The following is a 25015-nucleotide window of genomic DNA, read 5'->3' as shown; positions in this document are numbered from 1 at the left end:
CGCTGCTTGACGCAGCGGCCCAACGAGAGCGAATGAACCATTCCGCGGCCACGGGCTGTGCCGGAGTGATGCGGTTCTATGTCATGAGCCGATCGCAAAGAACCCAAATCAAATTCTCAGGCGGAACGCGGCAGACCCTGCTGATGTAGCGGGCGTTTGCCTTTGACCTGAGATATTGGGCAAAGGCGGCGCGCACGCAGCCTCTTGATCCTGCGGGCGCGCTGCAAAATGTTGTGATCAAAGTTCTCGGTAATGCGTTGATGTTAACGTTATCTCAACCCGACTCACCCCACCCTACACGGGTGGTGGTTGGGGAACTCTCTGAAAGAGAGTTACGCCCCTCCCTACCGCCCTCAATTGTTCGGCGATTCGGTGAATATTCCCCTTACGGCGGCAATTCAGGCGCGTTTCGGCGGGAATCGGCGCAACCAAAAAAGCCCGCAACCTACTCCGCACGCACAAGCGTCAGGTCAAAATCGGCCATTAAGTAGGGCCCGCTAACCTGGCCGCTCAGCGCGTAGCCGTCCGGAAAGCTGCCCGCCGCTTGGGGCTGGTACTTCATCACCAGGTCGCTGCGCACGCCGAACACCGTGTCCTCGTCCAGATAGGGGTCATCGTCGGGGAATATCTCGGTCACCAACGGGCGGAACCCGGGCGCGGTGGCGATGTAGTGCAGATGCGAGGGCCGCCAGGCGTGCCGCCCGGTCGCGCGCAGGATGTCGCCCACGGGCCCGTCCGTGGGCACCTCATAGCTCACCGGCTTGACCGTGGTGAAGCCATAGCGCCCATCCGCGCCGGTGGTCTGGATGCCGTGGAAGGAATAGGTGTCCTGCTCCTCGTCCTGGCTGGAGTAAAGCCCGTTCGGCGCGGTCTGCCATATGTCCAGCTCGGCGCCTTCAATCGGCGCGCCGTCCGGGTCGCGCACCACGCCATGGGCCAGCAGGACCTCGCCCTCGTAATGCCGCTTCATGTCGAAGCCGAAGGGGATGTCGGGCGCGTCGGCAATATGGAACGGCCCCATCACCGAGGAGGACGTGCCATCAGGCACCGAGTTGAGCATGTCCACCAGCGAGGACAGCCCCAGAACGTCGCTGAGCAGGATGAACTCGTGGCGCTCCTTGTCGGTGAACTCGGTCATCCGCTCCAGGAACTGGATGCCCTGCATCCATTCGGCATGCGTCAGGTTCACCTCCCGTGCGAAGCCATGCAGGTGCCGCGCCAGGCTGCCCATCACCTGCAGCATGCGCGGGTCCGTGTCCGGTCCGAAATAGCTTAGGAAGACGTCGGTGATGTTGTCCTTGGTCACGTTGCGCATGGGCAATCTCCTAAAGGATGGCGAGGCTCAGGGCCGGGAACCGGATCAGCACGATCAGCACCAGCAGCATCACAAAGGCGAAGGGCAGGGCGCCCATGAACACATCCTTCAACGTAATGCGGTCGTCGTCCAGCGTGGCCTTGATCACGAAGCAACTGATCCCCAAGGGCGGCGTCAAGAGCCCGATCTCGGCGGCCACCACGCAGACGATGCCGAACCACACCAGGCTCAGCCCCATGCCCTCGATCAGCCCCAGAAACAGCGGCACCACGATCAGGATGATCGAGGCCGTGTCCAGGATCGTGCCCAGAAACAGCATCAGCACGACTAGGATCGTCATCACCCAGAAGAAGCTGAACTGGTTGCTCGCCAGGATGTCCTGCAAGGCGTTGGGCAGCCCCGCGATCCCCAGCATGCGCGCATACATCGACGCGGCGGTGATCAAGAATAGAAGTGCGGCGGTGATGTGCCCGGTCTCCAGCACCGTCTCCCAGAAGCTGCGCAAGTTGATCCGCCCGCGCAGCCCGGCGATCACGATGCCCAAGAGAGAGCCCAGGGCGCCCGCCTCCACCGGCGTGGTCCAGCCCAGGTAGATCCCGCCTAGCACCACCACGATCAAGAGCAGGATCGGCAGGGTCTTGGCGGCGATCTCGCCCCAGCCCATCAGCGGGCCATGCTCGATCGCCTCGCCGCCCACAAAGCCCGGCGTGAACCGCCCCATAAACCAGATCGCGCCCACATAAGCGGCAGCCAGCATCAGCCCCGGCACCACGCCCGCTAGGAACATCTGCCCTACGGATTGCTCGGCCACGAAGGAGTAGATGATCAGCATCGCCGAGGGCGGGATGATCATCCCCAGCACGCTAGACCCCGCCACCACGCCTACGGCGAAGCGCGGGTTGTAGTTATGGCGCAGCATCTCGGGCACGCTCATCTTCGAGAACACCGAGGCCGAGGCGATGGAAGAGCCGGTCACCGCGGCGAAGACCGCATTCGCGCCCACCGTGGCCATGCCGATCCCGCCGGTGATGCGCCGGAAGCCCTGGTTCATCACCGCATAGATATCCGCGCCCAGCCCCGCCTTGCTGACGATCAGCCCCATGAACACAAAGAGCGGGATCGTGGCGAAGGTGTATTCCATCACGGAATCGCCGATGGCGATCTTGAGCAGCGCAAAGGACAGTTCCAGATTGTCGCGCATCACCCAGATGGCGACAAAGCTGACCAGCCCCAGCGCGATGGGGATGTAGACGCCAAGGTAGATTAGAACGACGATGCCCAGGATCGAGATCAGCCCGATCTCAACCGGGGTCATGGCTGGTCCCCAGCGCTGAGCATGCCAGGGCCTTGGCGCGCTGGGCCGCTGCCCACCACGACCTTCAACCCGAAATGCACAGCACAGAGGCAGGCCGACAGGAAGATCACCAGCTTGACCGGCCACCAGGGCGCGGTGAAGACGCCCGGCACGCCAAAGAAGTCCTGCGAGTGCCACATCTCTACGAATTCCGGCCACATCGCATAGGCCACAAGCGCCATGAAGATGCCCGAGGCCGCGTCGATCAAGCGGCTCTGCCAGAGCCCCACCAGAGGGCGGCGGCGCTGCATGAGCCCCAAGAACCCGTCCGAGCGGGTCAGGCGCCCCACCCGCACCACGTCCGGCAATTGCAGGAACACGATCAGTACCATCGAGAACTGCACCACCTCCACCGCGCCCAGGAAGGGCTTGTTGAAGAAGCCGCGCGCCACGATGTCATAGTTCACAACGGCGATCAGGGCGATCACCACAAAGGTGCCGGCGGCATTGGCCGCGATGGCTATGCCGCCGGCGATATGACGAAACAAGTCCACTGTTTAGGTCGACTTAGTTGGTCGCGGCCTCAGCCGCCCAATCGCGTACCGGGGTAAAGCCGGCATCCTTGAGCTTGCCCATATAGGCGTTCAGCATCTCGGTGCCGGGTTGCCCCTTGCCGTTGAGGTTGGTCGCCCATTCGCCCGCGATGTTGGGGATCGCGGCGACCCAGGCGGCGCGCTCGGCGGGGTCCATCTCGACAATGGTGCCGCCTTGCTCGACATAGGCGTCGCGGCTGGCGGCGGCGCGGTCCATGGCGATGCCCGCGACGTGGCCGCGATACGCCACGGCGACCTCTTGCAGCACGCCCTTGACCTCGTCGGGCAGCTTCGCCCAGTAGTCCTTGTTCACGGTGATGGTCTTGGAGTTCACCGCGCCGATATCGGCGCGCAGCATGTAGGGCGCGACCTCGGCGATCTTAAAGGTCTTGGCGGCCTCGGGCCAGAGCATGGCGTGATCGACCAGACCGGTTTGCAGCATGTTGTAGAAATCGGTCAGGCCGCCGCGCACGCCCGCCGCGCCCTCGATGCCCTCAAGATAGCGCAGGTTCATACCCGCGCCCGCGACCTTGCTGCCCTCGATATCGGACAGGCTGTTAACCGGCGTCTTCGAGAAGATCTGGTAGGTGTCCAGAACCACGCCGGTGGCCAGATAGACCTGGTTCTGGGCGTCGAACTCCGCCTGCATGGCGGGGAACTCCTTGGCGATCTCGTCCACCGCCTTGGCCACGGCGCGGCTGTCGGCGGCCACGAAGGGTGTTACCGCCGAGATCGCCTGGCTGGGCAGCTTGGAGCTGTGGAAGATCGTGGTGACGATGCCGATATCGCCGAGCCCCAGCTTCATGCCCTCCAGCACGCCCTTGGGCTTGACGATCGAGCCGCCATAGCTTTCCTGCCAATCCATGACGTAATTGCCGTTCTCGGCCAGGCGCTTATCGACCTCGGGGATGAAGAAGTTGGTGAACTCCTTCACCCAGAGCGCGCGGGCCGGGTAGCCGTCGATCACAACAGCCTTGATGGTCTCGGCGGCCATGACCGGGGCGGTGATCAGCGCCGCGGCGGCGGCCAGGGCCGCCCGTCTCGTCCATGTCTTCAGCATTGTTCGTTCCTCCCTAAAAATGCCCGGGTTACCCCTTGGACCAGGTCACGGTCAGATCCGTGCCGGCCTTCTCATAAAGTTTTGAAATTGGGCAGAATTTCTCGGTCTCAAGCGCCACGCGCTGCAGCTCGCCGTCGCTGCAGGGCCCATCGGCTGTGACCGCGAGGCGGATCGCCGTGAAGGGCACGTCGACCTCTTCCATCAGCAGCACCCCGCGGCGGTCGAAATCGACCTCCATCTCAAAGCTCAGATGACCGATCGCGACGCCCAGGCTGGCGGCGCATTTATTGCCGATCACATTGGTGCAGCCGATCAGCGCGCTATAGGCGGTGGCGGTGGGCGAGGGCCCCATGCCGGTGCCGCCGCGCACGGCGGGCTCGTCGATCACGACGTCCAGCCCGTCCACGGCGATATCGGCGCGCGAATGGCTGGCCCCCTGGCCGCTGAGCTTGATCGTCATATGGGTCTTTTGTCGGATCGCCATAGCGGATCACCTCATGCGAAAGAGCATACCTCGTCGAATGCGAAACGAGGCAGCTTTTGGAACAAAGCGCTCTCGTCGGCATATCCGAGGTTGCAAAGGAAGTTGGATTTCAGCGGGCTGCCCGCAAAGAATTCGGCGTCCACCACGGCGTTGTCAAAGCCCGACATGGCGCCCACATCCAGCCCCAGCGCGCGGGCGGCGATCATGAAATAAGCGCCCTGCAGGGTGCCGTTGCGAAACGCCGTGGCCTCGATATGCGCTTGCTTGCCCTCAAACATCGGGCGGCGGTCCTCATGTGGGAAGAGCTTAGGCAGATGCGTCCAGAACTCCAGATCATGGGCGATGATCGCGGTGACCGGCGCGCCCATCATCTTGGGCAGATTGGCGGGTTTAAGCGCCTTGGCCAGCCGTTCCTTGCCCGCCGCACTGGTCACGAACACGAACCGCGCGGGGCAGGTGTTCATGCTGGTGGGGCCCTGGGCGGCGATGTCGTAGATCGCCTCCAGCATGCTGCGCGGCACGGGCGCGTCCTTCCAGGCGTAATGCGAGCGCGCGTCGCCCAGGATCAGATCGACGGCGTCGGGCTCGAGCTCTGGCATGCGCGCCTTGAGCGCGCGGAAGCCGCGCTGAGCCTCGGCCCGCGCGGCCTCCAAAGCCTCTCCGGTAAGCGCGTTCATTGCGCGGCCTGCTGGGCGCCTTCTGCGACCACCGGGCTGGCGCAGATGCCGATCCCCTCGATCTCAATCTCGACGGTCTCGCCGGGTTTCAGCCAGCGCGGGTTGGGCTTCTTGGCGTGGCCCACGCCCGGCGGGGTGCCAAGCGCGATGTGGTCGCCGGGTTCCAGCGTGGTGTACTCGCTGAGGATGGCGATGGTGCGCGCCACGCCCCAGATCATATTGGACGTGTTGGAGCTTTGCAGGATCTCGTCGCCCACGCGGCTCTCGATCCTAAGCCCCGCTGCGCCGGGCGGCAGCTCATCCGGGGTGACCACGACGGGCCCCACCGCGCCGGTGGCGTCAAAGTTCTTGCCCGGCGTCCATTGATGCGTCTTGCGCTGATAGTCGCGCACCGATCCGTCATTAAACACAGTGTAGCCAAAGACGTGATCGAACGCGTCCTCTTCGGCGATATGGCGCCCGCGCTTGCCGATGATCAGCATCAGCTCGGCCTCGTAATCCAGCTTCTCCGAGCAGGAGGGCCGCACCATCGGCGCGCCCGCCGCCATCAGCGAGTTGCGCCCCCGCATGAACAGCGCCGGGTAGTCGGGGATGTCATAGCCGCCCTCTTTGATGTGCTCGACATAGTTGAGCCCCAGGCAGATGATGGTCGGCGGCGCAGCAACCGGAAGAGCGGGCGTGATCGCGGAGACCTCCACCACCCCCGGCTGCGCTGCCAGCGCTTGCGCCTTGGCCCGCAATTCGGCCGAGGCGATCATGGCAGAGAGATCGGCGCCAAAACCTGGCTCGGCGGCCGTCAGGTTCACGGCGCTGTCGCCGGTGACGGCGAAGACGCCCGTTTGCCCGTCATGAGCGCCGCACAGCAACCGCATCCCTACCGTCTCCTATCTGAGCTTGCCGTTCAATTTTGGCGACAAAATTAGGCAGAGTCAAATAAAGTCGATTTTTTTTGAACGGGAAGTATCGCGAGATGAGCTCTGTCGCGGAGCCCGCCGCGCGCCTGAGGCGCCGCAATCAATTGTGATTGCGTTTACAATTTCTCAACCCGACTCGCAGCATGCTGCCAAGGGAGGGCGGGAGGGTACCTGTGGGGAGATGGTATTTCCCCCATCCACCCACCCTTATTATTCTCTGAGTCGCGCTAACATCTTCCTAACGCCGCCATGCCCGAGATCCGGTCCGGGGTTTTCTGTAACATTCCGTGTCTGCGCATGGTTCCGCCACGCCCGTGATGCATCCGTGCGTTTGCGCACAAGAATTAAGCGGTTGGCGTCCAATTGCACCGCAGGGCCGCGCCGACTTTGACCTGCGGCACGTTTCCCGCCAAGGTGGTTTCAATGACGACGGGTGACACATATGACGAGATGTGGGGGCGGGGCGATGACCTGCGCCCGCCATATGAGGGCTATAAGCACTGGCTGGACGGCGAGGACGCCAAGCGCCTGCGCGCCAAGCGCCGCGAGGCCGACGAGCTGTTCCGCCTTACCGGCATCACCTTCAACGTCTATGGCCGCGCCGATGCCGAAGAGCGCCTGATCCCCTTCGACATCATCCCGCGGATCATCTCGAGCCGCGAGTGGCGCAAGCTGTCCCGCGGGATCGAGCAGCGCGTGCGCGCCATCAACGCCTTCCTGCACGACATCTACCACCGCCAAGAGATCATCCGCGCTGGGCGCCTGCCCAAGGAGATGATCACCCAGAATGAGGCCTTCGAGCCCAAGATGATCGGGGTCACCCCGCCGGGCGGCATCTATACCCATATCAGCGGCATCGACCTGGTGCGCACCGGCGACGACCAGTTCTACGTGCTCGAGGACAACGCCCGCACGCCGTCCGGCGTCAGCTATATGCTCGAGAACCGCGAGACGATGCTGCATATGTTCCCCGAGCTGTTCCTGAACAACCGGGTGATGCCGGTGCAGGGCTACCCGCGGGACCTGCACGCCTCATTGGCGGCCTCGGCGCCGGATATCTCGGGGGCCAAGCCCACCGTGGCGGTGCTGACCCCGGGCATCTTCAACTCGGCCTATTACGAGCATGCCTTTCTGGCCGACCAGATGGGCGTGGAGCTGGTGGAGGGGCATGACCTGCGCGTGGTGGACGGGCGCGTGGCGATGCGCACCACGCAGGGCTACCAGCCGATTGACGTGCTCTACCGCCGGGTGGATGACGCGTTTCTTGACCCGCTGAACTTCAACCCCGATAGCCAGCTGGGCGTGCCCGGCATCATGGATGTCTACCGCGCGGGCGGGATCACCATCGCCAACGCGCCGGGCACCGGGATCGCCGATGACAAGGCGATCTATAGCTACATGCCCGAGATCGTCGAGTTCTACACCGGCGAGCGGCCTCTGCTGGAGAACGTGCCGACCTATCGCTGCTCGGAGAAGGACGCGCTGGCCTATGTGCTGGACAACCTCTCGGAACTGGTCGTCAAGGAGGTGCATGGCTCCGGCGGCTACGGGATGCTGATCGGGCCGACCGCCAGCAAGAAGGAGCTGTCGGAGTTCCGCAAGAAGCTGACCGCGCGCCCGGGCAATTACATCGCGCAGCCCACGCTGAGCCTGTCCACCGTGCCGATCTTTACCAATGCCGGGCTGGCGCCGCGGCATGTCGATCTGCGGCCCTTCGTGCTCTACTCGCCCAAGGGGGTGAGGATCACGCCGGGCGGGCTGACGCGGGTGGCGCTCAAGAAGGGCTCGCTGGTGGTGAACTCCTCGCAGGGTGGCGGCACCAAGGACACCTGGGTGCTGGACGACTGATGCTGGGCAAGACCGCAAATGGGCTGTTTTGGATGTCGCGCTACCTGGAGCGGGCCGAGAACACCGTGCGCCTGATCGAGACCGGGCAGCGCATCGCCCTGACCCGGTCGGGGGCCAGCGACGATGACTGGACCTCGGTGCTGCAGACCGCCGGGGCGCTGGGCGCCTATAAGGAGGCCCATGACGAGGTCACCCGCGACCAGGCCATCGACTGGATGCTGCGCGCGGGCGACAACCCCTCGTCGGTGCTGTCCACGATCAAGACCGCGCGGCAGAATGCCCGCACGGTGCGCACCGCGATCACCGGCGAGGTCTGGGAGGCCACCAACGCGATCTACATGTATGCCTGCGACACCCTGCGGCGGAAGGTCGGCGAGCGCGACCTGCAGGAGGTGCTGGGCCATGTCCGGCGGCGCACCGCGCTGGTGCGCGGCGTCACCCACGGCACCATGCTGCGCAACGACATCTACGACTTCGCCCGCCTGGGCACCTTCCTGGAGCGCGCGGATAACACCGCGCGGATCCTGGACGTGAAATACTACGTGCTCCTGCCCTCGGTGCGCGCCGTCGGCAGCGCCATCGACAACGTACAGTGGGAGACCATCCTGCGCTCGGTCTCCGCCCAGGGCGGGTTCCGCATGGAATACGGCAACGCCACCGAGCCGCGCGACATCGCGCATTTCCTGATCCTGGACCGCCGCATGCCGCGCAGCCTGGCCTTCTGCATCGGCAAGATCTGCGACAACCTGGGCTATCTGGCCGCCAGCTACGGCACCCAGCCGACCTCGCTGCAAAGGGCGATCAAGATGCAGCAAAAGAAGCTGAGCGGCGACATGGACGCGATCTTTGACAGCGGGCTGCACGAGTTCATCCAAGACTTCCTGTCCGATCTTGCGGATCTTGGCGGGCAGATTCAGACGGATTACAGGTTTGTCGAGTAAGGCCACACCCCATGCAAATCGCGATCACACATAAGACGCGTTACAGTTTTCAGGACCAGGTCAGCTTTGGCCTGCAGCAGCTGCGCACCACGCCGCGCGGCACCCGCGGGCAGGCGGTGCTGGAATGGTCCACCGAGGTAGAAGGCGGGCAGACCGAGGCCGCGTTCCAGGACCATCACGGCAACGCGGTGCGGCTGATCAGCTTCGCGGCGGGGGTCACCGAGCTAGAGATCGTCAGCCGGGGCAGCGTGGCGCTCAGCGATGACACGGGCGTGGTCGGGCCACATCGTGGCCCCGCGCCGCTGTGGCTCTACCAGCGCGAGACGCCGCTGACCAAGCCCGGCGCCGGGGTGCGCGCGCTCTTGCGGCGGATCGAGGGAGAGACGCCGCTCGACCAGATGCACAGCGCCATGGCGCTGATCGCCGGCGAGGTGCGCTATGAGATCGGCGCCTCCTCCCCCGATTGGGACGCCGAGACCGTGCTGGAAGAGGGCAAGGGCGTCTGCCAGGACCACAGCCATGTCTTCCTCGCCGTGGCGCGCGCGCTGGGCCTGCCGGCGCGCTATGTCTCGGGCTACCTGCGCCTGGAGGACCGGGTGGATCAAGTCGCCATGCACGCCTGGGCCGAGGCGCATGTGCCGGATCTGGGCTGGGTGGGCTTTGACGTCTCCAACGGCATCTCGCCCGACCAGCGCTATGTGCGCGTGGCCACCGGCCTGGACTATGCCGAGGCCGCGCCGGTCATCGGCAGCCGCGTCGGCGGTGCGGGCGAGGCGCTGGACGTTGCCATTCAGGTGGCCGAGCAGTAAGGCGGGCCGCGTGACTTATTGCGTTGGAATGCTGCTGGACCGGGGTATGGTCTTCATGTCGGACACCCGCACGAATGCGGGGCTCGATAACATCTCTACCTTCTGTAAAATGTCGATCTGGGAGGAGCCCGGCGAGCGGGTGATCACCCTTCTGAGCGCCGGCAACCTGGCCACGACCCAGGCGGCGGTCAGCCTGCTGAACGAGCGCATGAAGGCGCCCGAGGAGCGCGCGCCCTCGGTCATGGCCGCGGCCTCGATGTTCCAGGTGGCGCAGATCGTGGCGGACACCCTGCGCGAGGTGATCGCCCTGCATGACGAGGCCGGGCAGCGCGCCGACAGCGCCTTTCACGCCACGCTGCTGCTGGGCGGCCAGATCAAGGGCAGCGCGCAGCGGCTGTTCCTGATCTACCCAGAGGGCAACTTCATCGAGGCCGCCGAGGACACGCCCTTCTTCCAGATCGGCGAGATCAAATACGGCCGCCCCATCCTGGTGCGCGCCTTCGATGCGGGCATGAGCTTTGAAGAGGCGATGCGCCTGCTGGTGGTCAGCTTTGACAGCACCATAAAAGCGAACCTGACCGTGGGGCCGCCGATGGACTACCAGTTCGTCGAGGTGGATGCCTGTCGGACCGCGACGCGGGGCCGGATCGAGGAGGACGACCCGTATTTCCAGACGCTCTCGAACGGCTGGGGGGACGCGCTGAAGCACGCGCTGGACCGTCTGCCGGTGTTCGACGCGCAGGACTAGACGCGTGCCGCGCTTGATGCGCTGCCTGTGGGGTCTGCGGCAGGTTTAACGCGAGCGCGCCGCGCAACATGCTGATCTTGAGCGCTTTTTCGGGTCTGGGTGTGCCGGATCTTGCGAGAAACGCCGCGATTGTCGCGGTGCAAAGGCTAGGCCGAGGAGGCCAAGGCAAAGCGCGCAAACCGGCTCAAAGCAGCGAAATCTTAACCCGAATCGCGGAACAATCGACCTGGGTGGGCGCGGCGCCGCGACAGCGGCGCAACCGCTAGTTTGAAGACCCGTCCGTGATCTCGGCGTTCTCTTCGTCCAGCAGGCCTTCGTCCCAGGTCCCTTTGGCGCGCTGTCCGCCAGCATAGATGATGGTGCCCTCGCCCTGGCGCTTGCCCTTCACGAAGGTGCCCTCGTAGACGTCGCCATTGGCGTAGGTCGCGCGGCCCTGGCCGTCGATCTCGCCGTCCACCCAGGACCCGGTGTAAAGGAACCCGTTCGGCATGGTGATCGAGCCCTGCCCGTGGCGCTGGCCGTCCAGGAACTGCCCCTCATAGACGGTGCCGTCGGCATAGGTGGCCTTGCCCTGGCCCGAGCGCTGCCCCTCGGCCCACTCGCCGGTATAGCTGTAGCCGTCGGTGAAGGTCATCGTGCCGATGCCATGGTTCTTGGCGTCCTTGAACTGGCCCTCATAGACCAGCCCGTTGGCGTGGCGCGCGACGCCGGTGCCGTCGATCACACCGGCGACCCAGGAGCCCTCATAGCTCGAGCCGTCGGGGTAGACGATCTTGCCCTGGCCCTGGGACAGGTCCGCGCGGAACTCGCCTTCATAGACCGAGCCGTCAGGGTAGGTGACCTTGCCCACGCCCTCGATCCGGCCCGCCACCCACTCGCCGTCATAGGCGTAGCCGTCGGTGCCGCGGAAGGCGCCCGTCCCGTGGCGGCGGTCATTCAGGAACTGGCCCTCGTAGACGTCGCCATTGGCATAGGTCACCTTGCCGGTGCCCTGGCGCTCGCCGTTCACCAGCTCGCCCACATAGATGTCGCCGTTGGGCTGCGTCAGCCGCCCGGTGCCGTTGATCTGCCCGTTCGCCCAGGCGCCCTCATAGATCAGCCCGTCGGGCATGGTCAGCGTGCCCTTGCCCTCGCGCAGGCCGCGCACCAGGTCGCCCTGGTAGATCGCGCCGTCCGGATAGGTGATCTTGCCCTTGCCGTCCTTGGCGCCGTCGACCCAGTTGCCCTCGTAGCTGTAGCCGTTCGGGCTTTGCATCTTGCCAAGCCCGTGATGCATCGCGTTGCGGAAGGCGCCCTCGTAGATCACGCCGTTGGCATAGGTCGCCATGCCCGAGCCGTTGATCTTGCCGTCCGCCCAGTCGCCCTCGTAGACGCCGCCATCGGCGAAGGTGATCTTGCCAAAGCCCTCGGGCTTGCCCTTGGCAAAGGACCCCTCGTAGACCGAGCCGTTGGGGAACCGCGCCACGCCCTGGCCGCGGATCTCGCCCGCCACCCAGCCGCCGGTATATTCATAGCCGTTCGGCAGCCGGTAGGTGCCGATGCCGTCCTGCTTGCCGTCCTTGAACGTGCCCTCATAGACGCCGCCGTCATCATATTGCTTGAGGACCACTTCGCCGCCGGATTGCGCATGCCCAGGCGCCGCAAGCGCCACCGCGAGGCCCAGCGAAAGGAAAAGGCTTGATTTCTGCACGATGCTTCCCACGTTTCTGGTAGAGTTCGGTCGGCGGACCAAGGTTTCGCGTAATCCTAAAGCGTTTCGACAAAAGTTTGAATCGGTTGGATTCCCACAGAGCTTGAACTGTGATTCACCTTGATAGGGAGGATCACATCATGCCAGCACCATTGTCGACAGAACTGCGCGACCGCTTTGCGCGTTTGATCAGGGAAGGACTGTCCGGGAGAGAAGCCTCACGCCGCCTTCAGGTTTCTGCCGCCACTGGCGCTCGATGGGCCGGTCGAATCCGGAGTACCGGGGCTGCCACTGTTGCACTGATGGGACGTCCTGCGGGATCGGGCAAGCTGGCCGACCATATAGAGTTCTTTAGGGAGTTGGTGACGCAGGACCCGGACATCACGTTATTCGAACTGCGTGATGCACTCGCTGATGCGGAAGGGGTTGCGGTCCATCATTCCGCCATTGCGGGGTTGCTCAAGCGCCTCGGCTTCACGCACAAAAAAAGTCGTTGGTGGCCTCCGAGCGCCGCCATGCCAAGGTAAGGCGACGGCGGGCTGATTGGTTTGCTCATCGCATTCCGGCCGTCGGGGCCTCACCGGATCGTGTTGTCTTCATTGACGAAACCGCCGTGAAGACGAACCTCACGCGGCTACGGGGCTGGGCGTCACGCGGCGAGCGCCTGACCATGGACGCGCCCTTCGGCAGTTGGGGGACGCAGACACTGATTGCCGGTCTGAGCTATGATGCGCTGATCGCACCCTGGGTCATCAAAGGCGCAATGGACGGTCCTGCTTTTGCCGCCTACATCCGCGAAGTGCTGGTGCCCGAAATCACACCCGGCACGGTGGTGATTCTCGACAACCTGGCCACGCATCGCAACAAGGAAGCAGCAGCCGCGCTAAAGGCGCATGGCTGCTGGTTTCTGTACCTGCCGCCACACTCCCCAGACCTCAACCCGATTGAACAAGCTTTCTCGAAGCTCAAGGCCCATCTCCGACGGATCGGAGCACGCTCGTTCACATCCGTCTTCAAAGCCATCGGTGAAATCTGTGACCTGTACGATCCGGAAGAATGCTCGAACTACTTCAAGGCCGCTGGATATGTCTCAAACTAATGTCGAAACGCTCTAGGTGACGCCGCACCCGCTTACAACGGTTTTTGGAGCGACTTGGGTTTCCACCGCCGCCGCGTCTGGATAAGAGGCTTTGGACGCGAAAGGAATTGCAATGAGCGACCGGTTCCGCCTGACCCTGGCCCAGCTTAACCCCACCGTGGGCGACATCGCCGGCAACGCCGAAAAGGCGCATGACGCCTGGAGGCAGGGCCGCGAGGCGGGCGCCGACCTGGTGGCGCTGACCGAGATGTTCATCACCGGCTACAACGCCCAGGACTTGGTGATGAAGCCCGTCTTCCACAACGCCGCCATCGCGGCGATCGAGGCGCTGGCGGCGCGCTGCGCCGAGGGCCCCGCTCTGGCGATTGGCGGCCCCTGGGTGGAGGGCGGCAAGCTCTATAACGCCTACCACATCTGCCGCGGCGGCAAGGTCACTTCGCGCGTGCTCAAGCATAACCTGCCCAACGAGACCGTCTTTGACGAGGTGCGCGTCTTTGACGCCGGGCCCCTGGGCGGCCCCGTGGGCTTTCAGGACACCCGCATCGGCTTCCCGGTCTGCGAGGACAGCTGGCACCCGGAGGTTTCCGAGACCCTCGCCGAGACCGGCACCGAGTTCCTGCTGGTGCCCAACGGCTCGCCCTATTACCGCAACAAGCTGGACACCCGCATGAACCACATGGTGCAGCGCGTGGTCGAGACCGACCTGCCGCTGATCTACCTCAACATGGTGGGCGGGCAGGATGACCAGGTCTTTGACGGCGCCTCCTTTGGGCTGAACCCCGGCGGCGAGCTGGCCTTTATTATGCCGCCCTTCGACGAGGCGATCCGCCATGTGGATATGATCCGCGGGCCCGAGGGCTGGCGCCTCGAGCCCGGCGAAAAAGCGCCGCAGCCCGACGCGTGGGAGCAGGATTACCGCGTTATGGTCGAAAGCCTGCGGGACTACTTCCGCAAAACGGGCTTCTCCAAGGCCCTGCTGGGGCTCTCGGGCGGGGTTGATTCGGCGCTGGTCGCGGCGGTGGCGGCGGACGCTTTGGGGCCAGAGAACGTGCGCTGCGTGATGCTGCCGTCCGAGTACACCTCCGAGCATTCGCTGGAGGATGCCGAGGCCGTCGCCAAGGCGCTGGGCTGCCGCTACGACTACGTGCCCATTTCCGGCCCGCGCGCGGCGGTGACCGAGGCGCTTGCGCCGCTGTTCGAGGGCACCGAGCCGGACGTGACCGAGGAGAACGTCCAGTCCCGCCTGCGCGGGCTGCTGCTGATGGCGCTGAGCAACAAGTTCGGCGAGATGCTGTTGACCACGGGCAATAAGTCAGAGGTCGCGGTGGGCTACGCCACGATCTATGGCGACATGTCCGGCGGCTATAACCCGCTGAAGGACCTCTATAAGACCCGCGTCTTCGAGACCTGCCGCTGGCGCAACGCCAACCACCGCCCCGACTGGATGGCCGCCCCCGCGGGCGAGGTCATCCCGACCCGCGTGATCGACAAGCCCCCCACCGCCGAGCTGCGCGAGGACCAAAAGGACAGCGACAGCCTGCCGCCCTATGAGGTGCTGGACGCGATCCTAGAGGGGCTGGTCGACAACGAGGCCTCGGTCGACGACCTGGTCGCCGCCGGGTTCGAGCGCAATGTGGTCAAGAAGGTCGAGCACCTGATCTATATCAGCGAATACAAGCGGTTCCAGTCCGCCCCCGGCGCGCGGCTCTCGAACCGCGCCTTCTGGCTGGACCGGCGCTATCCGATTGTGAACCGCTGGCGGGATGGCGACTGGGAGAGCTGATCGCTTGACTGACGCCCGTCACGCACGTCACCGTCGCGCCAATACCCGCGCCAGGGCCACCAGCAACAGACCCGTGACCAGGAACAGCACCCCGATCCCGATCACATAGAGCCCCACGCCCAGCCAGCCCGATTTCACCGGGTTGAGGAAGAAATAGGGGAAGGCGCCGTCCAGCAGCCCGCGCAGGATCGCGTAGGCGGCATATCCAATGGGGCAGCCCAGCCAGATCACCGCGTCGCGCCAGCCCAGCCCCGCCTTTGGCGCCAGCAAAGCCCAGGTGCCGAGCACCGCCAGCGGGATCGCCGTGTGCTGGAAGATGTTGACCAGCACGTCCCAGCCCTCGGGGTCGTGGTCCGCGGCCAGAAGCGCGTGATAGATCACGCCGACCAGCACGATCCAGACGGTCAGCGCCGCGGGCAGGCTCGCGCCCGGCCAGGCGCCGCGCCGCCAGGTCAGGGCGAATATCAGCGCCACGGCCAGGATCATCAGGTTGGTGAAGAACCGCGCCTGTATCCAAAGCGATGCGCCCAGCTTCTGCCCGCTCGACACGTCCACCGCGGTCTGCAGCAGCAACGTCCCGAGTGCGGCGAGGGTGATCGCGATCGTCGCGGTTTTGGCGGCGGGAGAGAGCGTTAGGTTCATGCCGCCACATTGCTGGCCGGGCCCCAGGGGGTCAACTCCCCGGGGCGCGACAAAAGCTTAGCTTATCCAAGCCTTATGCAAGCGAGAGCTGGTAGCTCACCGGCACATAGCGGAACCCGTCGCCATTGGCCTCGACATAGCCCATTCCGGGGAAGGGCATGTGGTAGCCCACCATCGGCACCTTATCGGCGGCGAGCATGCCCAGCACCTTGCGGCGGCTGGCGGCGGCGGCGGCTTTGTCCTGGTCAAAGCGCACCTCCCAATCGGGATAGGCCAGCGACCAAACGTAGTGGTTGGTCAAGTCCGCGATCAGCAACAGCTGCTGGCCGCCGCTTTCCAGCATATAAGTCATGTGCCCCGGCGTGTGCCCAAAGGCCGCCATGGCGGTGATGCCCGAGGCGACGCTGCCGCCATCGCCGATGAAGCTGGTCTTCTCGGCCAGCGGGCGCATGTTGGCCTCGAAGCGCTCGTTTTCGCGGCCCGCCCAGGCGTCGAACTCGACCTGGCCGGTGACGTAGCGCGCGTTGGGGTAGGTCGGCGCGCCCTCGTTCATCAGCCCGCCGATATGGTCGCCATGCATATGGGTGATCACCACGATGGTGACGTCCTCGGGGGCGTAGCCCGCCGCGGCCAGGGCGGGCAGGGTGCCGCCGGCGCTGAGCCCGGTGTCAAACAGCACGACCTCCGCGCCCGTTTTGACCACCGTGGGCGTGAAGTAGAACCGCGTCTTATCGGCGGGGATGAAGTTGGCGGCACTTGCGGCGGCGAAATCCTCTGCCGAGGCGTTCATGCCGAAGATGTTCTGCGGCTCCTCCACCACGCGGGTCCCGGCCAGCATCGTGGCGACCTGCATCTCGCCCAGCTGCACCGTGTGCTGGATGGCGTTCTGCGGCCCGCTGGCATGGCCGTCGGCGGCGGCCAGCGTGGGCGTCAATACGGCGGCTGCGGGGGCCAGAGCGCCGGTGGCGAGTAAAGTTCTGCGGGATATGGACATGATCAACCTCCAAAAAATCGATATTTCGCATCTTAGGACGAATTGAGCCCCTGTCCAATCAACCTTTTGTAAACCCCGGGGATGCGCGAGAACCGTCTCGCGTTACTCCCACCAGCGGTCAATCGCCGCGATATCCTCATCCGACCAGCCGAAGTGATGCGCCAGCTCATGCACGTAGACATGGGCGATGAGATGCCCCAGGGGCTCGGTGCCGCGCTCGGCCCATTCATCCAGGATCGGGCGCCGGAAGAGCCAGATCGTGTCGGGGCGCAGCATTTGCTCGGCGGTTGATTTCTCGGTGAGGGGGATGCCGTCGTAAAGCCCGGTCAGCTCGAAGGCCTCCATCTGCATGTCGCGCAGGATGTCCTCGGGGGCGAAATCCTCGACGCGGATCGCCACCTGGAGGGCTGCCGCGCGGAACGGCTCGGGCAGGGCGTCGCGCGCGGCCAGGGCGATGGCCTCGAAGGCGGCAAGGTCGGCGGGCGTGACGGAAGCGGCGGGATGGTCCATAATGGGGCTATAACGAGTTTGGCAGGCGCGAGGTAGAGCCATGGCCGACAACAAGACCCGCCCCACCGGTGCCGCGGTCAGCGATTTCCTAGAGGCCGTCGAGCATCCCACGCGGCGCGCCGACGGGCTGCGGCTGCATCAGATCTTCAGCGAGCTCACCGGCTGGCAGGCGCAGATGTGGGGCCCGACCATCGTGGGCTACGGGCAGTATCACTACACCTATGCAAGCGGGCGCGAGGGCGATTTCCTAGCCACCGGATTCAGCCCGCGCAAAGCGAACCTGTCGATCTATGTCATGCCGGGCTACGCCAATTTCGGCGGCATCCTGGACCGGCTGGGCAAGCATAAGATGGGCAAGTCCTGCCTTTACGTGAACAAGCTGGCGGATATCGACGAAGCAGTGCTGCGCGAGCTGATCGCGGCGGGGCTCAAGGACCTGGGCACCCGCTGGGGTGTCCAGGCCACTTGAGAGGGGCCGCTCGGTCCGCCCGCGGGGCGTCCTCGCGGCGCGCCGGTGGACATCGCGGCAGGGCTGTGACAAGAGCGCGCGCAAGGAGTTCCCGCCCATGACAACCACGCGTTTCGCACCCTCACCCACCGGCTATCTGCATATCGGCAACCTGCGCGCCGCGCTGATGAACTACCTCATCGCGCGCAAGGCCGGCGGCACCTTCATCCTGCGGCTCGACGACACCGACCCAGAGCGCTCGACCCAGGCCTATGCCGACGCGATCCAGGAGGATCTGGAATGGCTGGGCCTGACCTGGGACCGGATCGAGCGGCAGTCAGACCGGCTAGACCGCTACGCCGCCGCCGCCGACAAGCTGCGCGAGGCGGGGCGGTTCTATGAGGCCTTCGAGACGCCGGTGGAGCTGGACCTCAAGCGCAAGAAGCAGCTCAACATGGGCAAGCCGCCGGTCTATGACCGCGCCGCCCTGGCGCTGTCCGAGGACGAGAGGGCGGCGCTGCGCGCCGAGCGCGGGCAGGGCGTCTGGCGGTTCCAGCTGGACCACGCGCGCATCGAATGGGCCGACCTGATCGCGGGCGAGACCTCGATTGACGCGGCCTCGGTCAGCGACCCGGTGCTGATCCGCCAGGACGGGCAGGTGCTTTACACCATCGCCTCGGTGGTGGACGACACCGAGATGGGCGTCACCCATGTGGTGCGCGGCGCCGACCACATCACCAACACCGCCACGCAGATCCAGATCATCCAGGCGCTGGGCGGGCAGGTGCCGCATTTCGCGCATCACTCGCTGCTGACCGGCCCGCAGGGCGAGGCGCTGTCCAAGCGGCTGGGCACCCTGTCGCTGCGCGATCTGCGCGCCCAGGGGCTGGAGCCGATGGCGGTGCTGAGCCACATGGCGCGGCTGGGATCAAGCGACCCGGTGGAGCTGCGCGGCTCCATGGACGAGCTGATCGAGGGCTTCGACATCTCGCGCTTTGGCACCGCGCCGACCAAGTTCGACGAGGCCGACCTGCTGCCGCTGACCGCGCGGCATATCGCGGCGCTGCCGCTGGCGGCGGTGGCCGGCGAGATCGCAGCGCTCGGCGTGCCGGGCGACAAGGCCGAGGCCTTCTGGAACGTGGTGCGCGAGAACATCGCCACCCGCGCCGGGATGGCCGAGTGGTGGGCGCTGTTCCGCGACGGGGCCGCGCCGCTGGTGGATAACGAGGATCGCGACTTTGTCGCCCAGGCCCTCGCGATGCTGCCAGATGCGCCCTATGATGCCGGCACTTGGGGCAGCTGGACCGCCGCGGTCAAAGAGGCCACCGGGCGCAAGGGCCGCGGGCTGTTCATGCCGCTGCGCAAGGCCGTCACAGGCCGCGAGCGCGGGCCCGAGATGGCCGACGTGATGCCGCTGCTGCAGGTCAAGCCCCGCCTCTAGGCGCCGGTGGCGTGATCCAAATGAGTGCTTCCGCACGCTCTTTTTTTAAGCTGGGCGCGCGGCGACGCCCAGTTTTCTGGTGCAGGCGATGGGCTTTGGGGCGGCGCCGACCAAGGTCGACGAGGTCTACCTGCTGCCGCTGACCGTCCGGCATATCGCGGCGCTGCCACCGGAGGCGGTGACCGGCCACGAGCGCGGGCCCGAGATGGCCGAGGTGAAACCTGTGCTGCAGGTCAAGCCCCGCCTCTAGGCGCCGGTGGCGTGATCCAAATGAGTGCTTCCGCACGCTCTTTCTTTAAAGCTGGGCGCGCGGCGACGCCCAGTTTTTTGACGCAGGCGATGGGCTTTGGGGGCGGCGCCGGGCCGCCCCTCTTATGCCTCTAGTGATGCGCGTGGCCGCCCTCGAGCAGCTTGAGCCCCGGCGCCGGGCGGCGCGGGCGCTCCTCTCCCGCGACCGGGATCACCACCCATTCCAGTGACCCATCCGCGCAGGTCTGCACCGTTGGAAAGTAGAGCATCTGCCCCGGTTCGAACGCGTCCGTGATGCGCGCCCGGAAGATGAACTCGTCGTAATGGGCGTCCTCCAGCCGTCCGGTCCAGGTGATCGAGGTGACGCCCTCGCTGCGCTGCCCGTGGTATTCGTAAGTGCGCGCGTAGGGCTCCACCACCGTGGTCAGCTCCCAGCCCGGTTTGGGCTTTGGTTTGGCGTTGATGACGCCCTCTGGGATCGTGATGGTCACGCTCTCGGTGGCCTGGCCGGCGCAGCCGTGGCTGACGCGCATCACGGCCTTGTAGTTGGCGTTAAGCGCGGCCTCCTTGACTTCCAGCGAGGCATGGGCCGCGGCCTGGGAGGCGGATAGGGCGAGGGTCGCGGCGACGGCCGCGGTGAAGGTGGTTTTCATAGATGTCTCCTAGAGATGATGTTGTGGTTTGGTCTAAAGGAGACGGGTCGGGGGCGCGCGGATGCCGTGCCGGCCGGAGGGCGCTCTTGCGATCACGGGCCCGAGCGCGGGCAGGGTGCGGCGCAGCAGGCTGACGGTTTGGCCGATCTCGTGAGAGGGACCCGTAGGGCCCGGCGCCGCGGCGGCCGCGCAGCCCTCGCAGGGCAGGTGCGACGCGTCGCCCGCGTCGCCGCAGATGTCATCCGCCATGCCCAAAAGCGCGAGCGTGTCCAGAAGCGCCGTATCACGGTCCGGCGCGCCGTGGTGCAGCCCAGGCTGCGCCGTCGCCAGCCCCAAAAGGAGCACCAGCAAGAGTGGCAGTTTTAGAGCGTAGCCTATTGACATCACGGCGTTCTTAGCCGCGGCGGAAAGCAACCTGCAGCGCCCAAATGGTCGCACCCAGCCGCGCGGAGGCGACTGCGCAATTGCGTTTGCGCGGATTCGGCGTAGGGTCGGCCCATTGATGGCGGGGTGGGCGCATGTCCGAGCAGGCCAAATTCCTAGAAGGCAACCTGATGCGGCACATCGCGGTGATGTCCCTCACCGCGTCCGTCGGCCTGATGGCGGTCTTCATCGTCGATTTCGTCGACATGATCTTTATCTCCTGGCTGGGCAAGGACGAGCTGGCGGCGGCGATCGGCTATGCCGGCGCGATCCTGTTCTTCACCACCTCCTTCGGCATCGGCATGGCCATCGCAGCGGGGGCCCTGGTGGCGCGGGCCCTAGGCGCAGGCGACGGCGAGAAGGCCCGGCAGCAGGCCTCGCACGCGCTGATCTACGCGGTGGTCTTCGGGGCGCTCTTCGCCTTCGCGGTCTGGCTGAACCTAGAGGCCCTGGCGGCGCTGATGGGCGCCTCGGGCGAGACGCTTGTGCTGGCGGTGGAGTACCTGCAGATCATTGTGCCATCGCTGCCCTTCCTGATGGTGGGCATGATCGGCGGCGCCATCCTGCGCGCCCATGGCGACGCGCGGCGCGCGATGATGGCCACGGTCTGGGGCGGGGTGGTGAACGCGGTGCTGGACCCGATCCTGATCTTCGGGCTGGACATGGAGCTGGCTGGCGCGGCCTGGGCCAGCGTGGCCGCCCGCATCACCATCGGTGTCACCGCGATCATCCCGATCTACCGCCACCATGGCGGGCTGGAGCCGCCGGATCTGAAGGGCCTGGCCCTGGATCTGCGCCCGGTTCTGCTGATCGCCTTCCCCGCCATCCTGACCCAGCTGGCCACGCCCATCGGGCAGGCCTATGTCACCCGCTCCATGGCCGCCTATGGCGAGCAGGCCGTGGCGGGCATGGCCATCGTGGGGCGCATCACGCCGGTGGCCTTCGGGGTGATCTTTGCGCTGTCGGGCGCCATCGGCCCGGTGATCGGGCAGAACTACGGCGCCGGGCAGCACGAGCGGGTGCGCGGCGCCTTCCGCGACGGCATCATATTCACCGCCGTCGTGGTCCTGGTGATCTCGGCGCTGCTGTTCGGGCTGCGCGGGCCCATCGCGGCGCTGTTTGAGGCCCAGGGCCTGACCCTGACGCTGGTCTACCTGTTCTGCGGGCCCCTGGCGCTGACCTTCTTCTTCAGCGGCGCAATGTTCGTGGGCAACGCCGCGTTCAACAACCTGGGGCACCCGTATTACTCGACCTGGATAAACTGGGGGCGGCACACGCTGGGCACGATCCCGCCGGTGATCCTGTTCAGCGCCTGGCTGGGCGCGCCGGGGGTGCTGATCGGGCAGGCGCTGGGCGGGGTGATCTTTGGCCTGCTGACCTGGGGGCTGGCGCTGCGGGTGATGAGCACCGCCGAGGTCGTGAAGGTGCCCGAGAAGGGCCATTTCGACCGCCAGTCAAGGCTGATGAGCCTCTTGCATCTGCGCAAGTAAGCGGTTCTGGGCGAATTGGGTGCGCAAGGCCCCAGCAACGCTTGCCGACACCAGACGCGACGGAACCCAAGCAGAGCAACCGCCCGAGCTTGCCTCGGGCAGCGGCCGACCTCCCCCAGGAGGCCGCTTTTGCGACGTCGCATCTACTTGATCCGTTTCGGTTTCCAGAGATGTCGTCGTTGCTTGACCCGTTGCGCAAGCGACCTCCAGGTCGGCCGCTGCCCGGGTTGCGCGAGCGTCAAGGTGGCAACGCCCCTCCAGGCCAAGAGCTGCGACCAATTCGGGCGCCGGCCGCCGCTTGCCACAGCGCGCCAACCAAAGCGCGCGGGCCGGCAGAGGCCGCTATGAAACCCAGGGAATTGGTGGAGCCGATCGGGATCGAACCGACGACCTCGTCATTGCGAACGACGCGCTCTCCCAACTGAGCTACGGCCCCACATGGCGCGTAGATGGACCCCAGTGCCGCCGGTTGTCAATATCCCGCCCGCGTTCAGGGCTCAGAGGCTTGTCCCTCGGGGCGCGAGGCTCCATGGTGCCGCGCATGGATCGCACGATTGCATCCCGGCGGTATTTCAGGTTCTGGCGCGCCTCGCGCCAGATCGGCGTGCGCACGGCGGTGATCTCGGTCGTCGCGGTGGCGGCGGCCAGCATCGCGCCATACATGGCGCCGCTGGTCCCGGAGGGCCTGGCCGATATCGTGACCGTGGACGCGGTGACGCGGCTCTTGCAGATCCTGGCGTCCTCGATGCTGGCGGTGACGATCTTCTCGCTGTCGGTGATCATCTCGGCGCGCACCAGCGCCTCGGCGCAGGTGACCCCGCGCAGCCATCAGGTGCTGATCGAGGACCGGGTGACGCAGAACGTGCTGGCGATGTTTTTGGGCGCGTTCATCTTCTCGCTGGTGGATGTGATCTTCCTGGGCACGGGGCTGTTTGACGGGGCCACGGTGACGGTGATCCTGGGGCTGACGCTGGTGGTGATCGCGCTGGTGATCTGGGCGATCCTGCGCTGGATCACGCATATCGCCGAGCTGGGCTCGGTCACGGCGACCTCGCGCAAGATCGAGGCGGCGGCGCTTGCAGCACTGGACGCGCGCCGGGCGCTGCCCTGCCTGGGGGCGCGGCCCTTGACGGCGGGGCACCTGGAGGTGCCGGCGCGGGCGGCGAGCTTCACCGCCTGGGACACGGGCTATATCCAGCATATCGACCTCAAGACGCTCAGCAGCGCGGCGCGCTCGGGCGACGGCAACGTCTATGTGGCGGTGCAGCCGGGCGAGCTGGTCTCTCCCGGCGACACGCTGGTTTACTACACTGCCGAGCTGGACGAGGCGCGGCTGCGGCGCGCCTTCACCATCGCCGACCGGCGGGTGTTCGAGCAGGACCCGCGCTTTGGCGTGATCGTGCTTAGCGAGATCGCGCAGCGCGCGCTGTCGCCCGGCGTGAACGACCCAGGCACGGCGATCGACATCCTAACGCGGCTGGCGCGGGTGCTGTCGGATTACCGCGACGAGACCAGCAGCGAGAAAGAGCCCCTGCTGCCGCGGATCTGGATGGCCTCGGTGACGGCGGACGAGCTTGTCCGCGATGCCTTTGATCCCATCGCGCGGGACGGGGCGGGCACCGTCGAGGTGCAGATCCGGCTGCAAAAGACCCTGGCACTGCTTGCGTCCAGCGGGGACGAGACCATGGCGCGCGCCGCCCGCGCGGCCTCGGATCGCGCGCTGCGGCTGGCGCAGCCCGCGCTGGCGCTGGAGGAGCACCGCGCGCGCGTCACCGAACTGGCGGAGCGGGTGTAGGACGGGGCACGCCCCGCCGCGCGCGACCCCGCGCTACTTGGCGCAGTCCGGGATCGTATAGCCCGCCTCTTCCCAGGCCGCCACGGCGCCGGGGTGGTACTTTAACCCGCTGGCGCCGCAGAGGTCGGTGAAGGCCACATCCGTCTCGCCATGCCAGGCGTTCGGCATGAAGGGCGCCTTGCCGTGGTAGGTGCCCAGGCCCTCAAGGAAGGCGGCGGTCAGCGCCTTGGCTAGCTCGAAATCCATCGCAACGTTCACGATCTCGCCGCCCACGGTGCCGGGGCCGCGATAGAGGTCGTCCTCGGAGGCCACGGTCACGCCGCCGGTATAGCCCATCTGCGAGATCGGCAGCGCGACGGGCACGGTGCCGGGGATGCCGGTGTATTTGGTGAAAGTCTCGCTCTCATAAAGCGCCTTGGGCAGCGACCAGATCGTCATGTCGCCCGAGGACACCGCGGCGGTCACGCGCCCGTCGGGGAAGCTCATCGGCAGCACGAACGCCTCCGCCGAGCCGTCGCGGATCGTCTTCACCGCCTGGCCCCAGTTGACCTGCACGCCGGTATAGTCGTCGCCCTCGGCCAGCCCGGCCACCAGCTTCACCAGGTTGCGCGCGTTGGTCAGCGCGGCCCCGCGCGGCGGCCCGTTGAAGATGGTGCGCCCCTTTAGGTCCTCCCAGCCGGCCACGGCGGCGCTGTCATAGGCGTAAAGCCCCTGCACCGAGATCCGGTAGGTGTAGAGCACCGCGACCTGCGCGGCCAGCTCGGCGCCCGTCTCCTTGCCGATCTTGGCGTAGGGCCCGACGCCGCGGGACAGCAGGAAGGGCAGTATGAAGGGCGCGGCGGCGATGTCGGTCTTGCCCTCGGCGACGTTCTGCACCGAGTTGGTCAGCGTCTGCCCGGTGGCGACCTGGATGTCGGCCACGCCGGCCTTGCTGGCGACCTCGGCCAGGGCCAGCACAGAGACGCCGGGCGTAGAGCCGGGGGCGGCGGTCTCGGCGGTCAGGTTGGCCTGCGCGAACGCGCCGGTGGCCAGGCCAAGGGACGCGACGGCCCCGGCCAGGATGAATGACTTGAACATGATTTCCTCCCAATTGGCGCCCCGATGCCGCCCCTTAT

The 25015-nt window shown here is 66.1% G+C and carries 25 protein-coding genes and 1 tRNA gene; 11 read left to right on the top strand and 15 right to left on the bottom strand.

The features are described 5' to 3' along the window. Positions 1–445: 445 nt before the first annotated feature. The 7 genes from AIOL_RS17320 to AIOL_RS17290 are packed head-to-tail and all read right to left on the bottom strand — an operon-like array spanning position 446 to position 6295. Positions 446–1315 (bottom strand): dioxygenase family protein, encoded by an 870-nt coding sequence (locus AIOL_RS17320; protein WP_049644134.1) that lies wholly within the window; start codon positions 1313–1315, stop codon positions 446–448. Between the two features lie 10 nt (positions 1316–1325). Continuing rightward, the gene (locus AIOL_RS17315; RefSeq protein WP_049644133.1) at positions 1326–2630 is read right to left on the bottom strand and encodes a TRAP transporter large permease; all 1305 of its coding nucleotides are present in this window, start codon (positions 2628–2630) and stop codon (positions 1326–1328) included. Further along, positions 2627–3163 (bottom strand): TRAP transporter small permease subunit, encoded by a 537-nt coding sequence (locus AIOL_RS17310; protein WP_049644132.1) that lies wholly within the window; start codon positions 3161–3163, stop codon positions 2627–2629. The genes AIOL_RS17315 and AIOL_RS17310 overlap by 4 nt, the downstream gene beginning before the upstream one ends. A 13-nt stretch (positions 3164–3176) precedes the next feature. Then, complete coding sequence (locus tag AIOL_RS17305) at positions 3177–4262, bottom strand: C4-dicarboxylate TRAP transporter substrate-binding protein (RefSeq protein ID WP_049644131.1); 1086 nt, start codon at positions 4260–4262, stop codon at positions 3177–3179. Between the two features lie 28 nt (positions 4263–4290). Continuing rightward, positions 4291–4746, bottom strand: coding sequence for an OsmC family protein (locus AIOL_RS17300; RefSeq protein ID WP_049644130.1), 456 nt, complete (start codon positions 4744–4746; stop codon positions 4291–4293). Between the two features lie 11 nt (positions 4747–4757). After that, positions 4758–5423 (bottom strand): malonic semialdehyde reductase, encoded by a 666-nt coding sequence (locus AIOL_RS17295; RefSeq protein WP_049644129.1) that lies wholly within the window; start codon positions 5421–5423, stop codon positions 4758–4760. Next, positions 5420–6295, bottom strand: coding sequence for a fumarylacetoacetate hydrolase family protein (locus AIOL_RS17290; protein ID WP_049644128.1), 876 nt, complete (start codon positions 6293–6295; stop codon positions 5420–5422). Before AIOL_RS17290 ends, AIOL_RS17295 begins: the two co-directional genes overlap by 4 nt. A gap of 465 nt (positions 6296–6760) precedes the next feature. Here AIOL_RS17290 and AIOL_RS17285 point away from each other — a divergent pair, with 465 nt between their 5' ends. Genes AIOL_RS17285 through AIOL_RS17270 form a run of 4 tightly spaced genes read left to right on the top strand, consistent with a single transcriptional unit; the run spans position 6761 to position 10683 of the window. Continuing rightward, entirely contained in the window at positions 6761–8185 is a 1425-nt protein-coding gene (locus AIOL_RS17285; protein ID WP_049644127.1) for a circularly permuted type 2 ATP-grasp protein, read from the top strand. Then, positions 8185–9126: an alpha-E domain-containing protein gene (locus AIOL_RS17280; RefSeq protein WP_049644126.1), complete on the top strand. Its 942-nt coding sequence runs from the start codon at positions 8185–8187 to the stop codon at positions 9124–9126. Before AIOL_RS17285 ends, AIOL_RS17280 begins: the two co-directional genes overlap by 1 nt. Positions 9127–9137: 11 nt before the next feature. Then, entirely contained in the window at positions 9138–9935 is a 798-nt protein-coding gene (locus tag AIOL_RS17275; RefSeq protein WP_049644125.1) for a transglutaminase family protein, read from the top strand. 10 nt (positions 9936–9945) lie between these two features. Continuing rightward, positions 9946–10683 (top strand): peptidase, encoded by a 738-nt coding sequence (locus AIOL_RS17270; protein ID WP_235439067.1) that lies wholly within the window; start codon positions 9946–9948, stop codon positions 10681–10683. A 262-nt stretch (positions 10684–10945) separates the two neighbouring features. Here the strand turns inward: AIOL_RS17270 and AIOL_RS17265 are convergent, their stop codons facing one another. Further along, positions 10946–12373: an MORN repeat-containing protein gene (locus AIOL_RS17265; RefSeq protein ID WP_053101365.1), complete on the bottom strand. Its 1428-nt coding sequence runs from the start codon at positions 12371–12373 to the stop codon at positions 10946–10948. Positions 12374–12513: 140 nt separating this feature from the next. On the opposite strand from AIOL_RS17265, the gene AIOL_RS24565 reads away from it, so the two are divergent. Together AIOL_RS24565 and AIOL_RS17250 are read left to right on the top strand one after the other, a co-directional pair. Beyond that, positions 12514–13472, top strand: a protein-coding gene (locus AIOL_RS24565; RefSeq protein ID WP_152912289.1) for an IS630 family transposase whose coding sequence is annotated in 2 segments (ribosomal slippage) — positions 12514–12855 and positions 12858–13472 — 957 coding nt in all. Because the reading frame shifts where the segments join, the coding sequence is not laid out codon by codon here. Between the two features lie 112 nt (positions 13473–13584). Further along, positions 13585–15255 (top strand): NAD+ synthase, encoded by a 1671-nt coding sequence (locus AIOL_RS17250; RefSeq protein ID WP_049644123.1) that lies wholly within the window; start codon positions 13585–13587, stop codon positions 15253–15255. A 27-nt stretch (positions 15256–15282) separates the two neighbouring features. Here the strand turns inward: AIOL_RS17250 and AIOL_RS17245 are convergent, their stop codons facing one another. The 3 genes from AIOL_RS17245 to AIOL_RS17235 form a co-directional block, all read right to left on the bottom strand. Further along, on the bottom strand, positions 15283–15897 hold the full coding sequence (locus AIOL_RS17245) for a Pr6Pr family membrane protein (protein WP_049644122.1): 615 nt from the start codon (positions 15895–15897) through the stop codon (positions 15283–15285). A gap of 73 nt (positions 15898–15970) precedes the next feature. Beyond that, a complete protein-coding gene (locus AIOL_RS17240) occupies positions 15971–16891 on the bottom strand; it encodes an MBL fold metallo-hydrolase (RefSeq protein WP_049645512.1) in 921 nt (306 codons plus the stop codon). Positions 16892–16993: 102 nt separating this feature from the next. Beyond that, a complete protein-coding gene (locus tag AIOL_RS17235) occupies positions 16994–17401 on the bottom strand; it encodes a metallopeptidase family protein (protein WP_049644121.1) in 408 nt (135 codons plus the stop codon). A 40-nt stretch (positions 17402–17441) separates the two neighbouring features. Between AIOL_RS17235 and AIOL_RS17230 the strand changes: the two genes are divergently transcribed. The 3 genes from AIOL_RS17230 to AIOL_RS25565 all read left to right on the top strand — a co-directional run bounded on the left by AIOL_RS17230 (position 17442) and on the right by AIOL_RS25565 (position 19540). Further along, the gene (locus AIOL_RS17230; protein ID WP_049644120.1) at positions 17442–17870 is read left to right on the top strand and encodes a DUF1801 domain-containing protein; all 429 of its coding nucleotides are present in this window, start codon (positions 17442–17444) and stop codon (positions 17868–17870) included. A gap of 97 nt (positions 17871–17967) precedes the next feature. Beyond that, complete coding sequence (gltX, locus tag AIOL_RS17225; protein ID WP_049644119.1) at positions 17968–19290, top strand: glutamate--tRNA ligase; 1323 nt, start codon at positions 17968–17970, stop codon at positions 19288–19290. An 88-nt stretch (positions 19291–19378) separates the two neighbouring features. Continuing rightward, the gene (locus tag AIOL_RS25565) at positions 19379–19540 is read left to right on the top strand and encodes a hypothetical protein (protein ID WP_160314511.1); all 162 of its coding nucleotides are present in this window, start codon (positions 19379–19381) and stop codon (positions 19538–19540) included. A 130-nt stretch (positions 19541–19670) separates the two neighbouring features. Here the strand turns inward: AIOL_RS25565 and AIOL_RS17220 are convergent, their stop codons facing one another. Continuing rightward, positions 19671–20192 (bottom strand): YcnI family copper-binding membrane protein, encoded by a 522-nt coding sequence (locus AIOL_RS17220; RefSeq protein ID WP_049644118.1) that lies wholly within the window; start codon positions 20190–20192, stop codon positions 19671–19673. A 33-nt stretch (positions 20193–20225) separates the two neighbouring features. After that, the gene (locus AIOL_RS17215; protein ID WP_152912570.1) at positions 20226–20576 is read right to left on the bottom strand and encodes a hypothetical protein; all 351 of its coding nucleotides are present in this window, start codon (positions 20574–20576) and stop codon (positions 20226–20228) included. A gap of 134 nt (positions 20577–20710) precedes the next feature. Here AIOL_RS17215 and AIOL_RS17210 point away from each other — a divergent pair, with 134 nt between their 5' ends. Then, positions 20711–22105, top strand: coding sequence for an MATE family efflux transporter (locus AIOL_RS17210; protein ID WP_049644116.1), 1395 nt, complete (start codon positions 20711–20713; stop codon positions 22103–22105). A gap of 360 nt (positions 22106–22465) precedes the next feature. On the opposite strand, the gene AIOL_RS17205 is transcribed toward AIOL_RS17210, so the two are convergent. Beyond that, a tRNA-Ala gene (locus tag AIOL_RS17205) sits at positions 22466–22541 on the bottom strand. Positions 22542–22646: 105 nt separating this feature from the next. Here AIOL_RS17205 and AIOL_RS17200 point away from each other — a divergent pair. Further along, positions 22647–23900, top strand: coding sequence for a DUF2254 domain-containing protein (locus AIOL_RS17200; RefSeq protein WP_160314510.1), 1254 nt, complete (start codon positions 22647–22649; stop codon positions 23898–23900). 33 nt (positions 23901–23933) lie between these two features. On the opposite strand, the gene AIOL_RS17195 is transcribed toward AIOL_RS17200, so the two are convergent. Continuing rightward, positions 23934–24977 (bottom strand): TAXI family TRAP transporter solute-binding subunit, encoded by a 1044-nt coding sequence (locus AIOL_RS17195; RefSeq protein WP_049644115.1) that lies wholly within the window; start codon positions 24975–24977, stop codon positions 23934–23936. Between the last annotated feature and the right edge of the window lie 38 nt (positions 24978–25015).

Source organism: Candidatus Rhodobacter oscarellae, from assembly GCF_001078595.1.
Taxonomy (GTDB): Bacteria; Pseudomonadota; Alphaproteobacteria; order Rhodobacterales; family Rhodobacteraceae; genus Rhodobacter_B; species Rhodobacter_B oscarellae.
The sequence above is the reverse complement of the archived record's forward strand: the minus strand, read 5'-3'. Positions and strand labels throughout refer to the sequence as shown.

Coding starts and splice junctions, on each gene's coding strand:
- AIOL_RS17320 (WP_049644134.1), bottom strand. CDS start 1,315: ATGCGCAACGTGACCAAGGACAACATCACCGACGTCTTCCTAAGCTAT.
- AIOL_RS17315 (WP_049644133.1), bottom strand. CDS start 2,630: ATGACCCCGGTTGAGATCGGGCTGATCTCGATCCTGGGCATCGTCGTT.
- AIOL_RS17305 (WP_049644131.1), bottom strand. CDS start 4,262: ATGCTGAAGACATGGACGAGACGGGCGGCCCTGGCCGCCGCCGCGGCG.
- AIOL_RS17300 (WP_049644130.1), bottom strand. CDS start 4,746: ATGGCGATCCGACAAAAGACCCATATGACGATCAAGCTCAGCGGCCAG.
- AIOL_RS17295 (WP_049644129.1), bottom strand. CDS start 5,423: ATGAACGCGCTTACCGGAGAGGCTTTGGAGGCCGCGCGGGCCGAGGCT.
- AIOL_RS17290 (WP_049644128.1), bottom strand. CDS start 6,295: ATGCGGTTGCTGTGCGGCGCTCATGACGGGCAAACGGGCGTCTTCGCC.
- AIOL_RS17285 (WP_049644127.1), top strand. CDS start 6,761: ATGACGACGGGTGACACATATGACGAGATGTGGGGGCGGGGCGATGAC.
- AIOL_RS17280 (WP_049644126.1), top strand. CDS start 8,185: ATGCTGGGCAAGACCGCAAATGGGCTGTTTTGGATGTCGCGCTACCTG.
- AIOL_RS17275 (WP_049644125.1), top strand. CDS start 9,138: ATGCAAATCGCGATCACACATAAGACGCGTTACAGTTTTCAGGACCAG.
- AIOL_RS17250 (WP_049644123.1), top strand. CDS start 13,585: ATGAGCGACCGGTTCCGCCTGACCCTGGCCCAGCTTAACCCCACCGTG.
- AIOL_RS17245 (WP_049644122.1), bottom strand. CDS start 15,897: ATGAACCTAACGCTCTCTCCCGCCGCCAAAACCGCGACGATCGCGATC.
- AIOL_RS17240 (WP_049645512.1), bottom strand. CDS start 16,891: ATGTCCATATCCCGCAGAACTTTACTCGCCACCGGCGCTCTGGCCCCC.
- AIOL_RS17235 (WP_049644121.1), bottom strand. CDS start 17,401: ATGGACCATCCCGCCGCTTCCGTCACGCCCGCCGACCTTGCCGCCTTC.
- AIOL_RS17230 (WP_049644120.1), top strand. CDS start 17,442: ATGGCCGACAACAAGACCCGCCCCACCGGTGCCGCGGTCAGCGATTTC.
- gltX (WP_049644119.1), top strand. CDS start 17,968: ATGACAACCACGCGTTTCGCACCCTCACCCACCGGCTATCTGCATATC.
- AIOL_RS25565 (WP_160314511.1), top strand. CDS start 19,379: ATGGGCTTTGGGGCGGCGCCGACCAAGGTCGACGAGGTCTACCTGCTG.
- AIOL_RS17220 (WP_049644118.1), bottom strand. CDS start 20,192: ATGAAAACCACCTTCACCGCGGCCGTCGCCGCGACCCTCGCCCTATCC.
- AIOL_RS17215 (WP_152912570.1), bottom strand. CDS start 20,576: ATGTCAATAGGCTACGCTCTAAAACTGCCACTCTTGCTGGTGCTCCTT.
- AIOL_RS17210 (WP_049644116.1), top strand. CDS start 20,711: ATGTCCGAGCAGGCCAAATTCCTAGAAGGCAACCTGATGCGGCACATC.
- AIOL_RS17200 (WP_160314510.1), top strand. CDS start 22,647: ATGGATCGCACGATTGCATCCCGGCGGTATTTCAGGTTCTGGCGCGCC.
- AIOL_RS17195 (WP_049644115.1), bottom strand. CDS start 24,977: ATGTTCAAGTCATTCATCCTGGCCGGGGCCGTCGCGTCCCTTGGCCTG.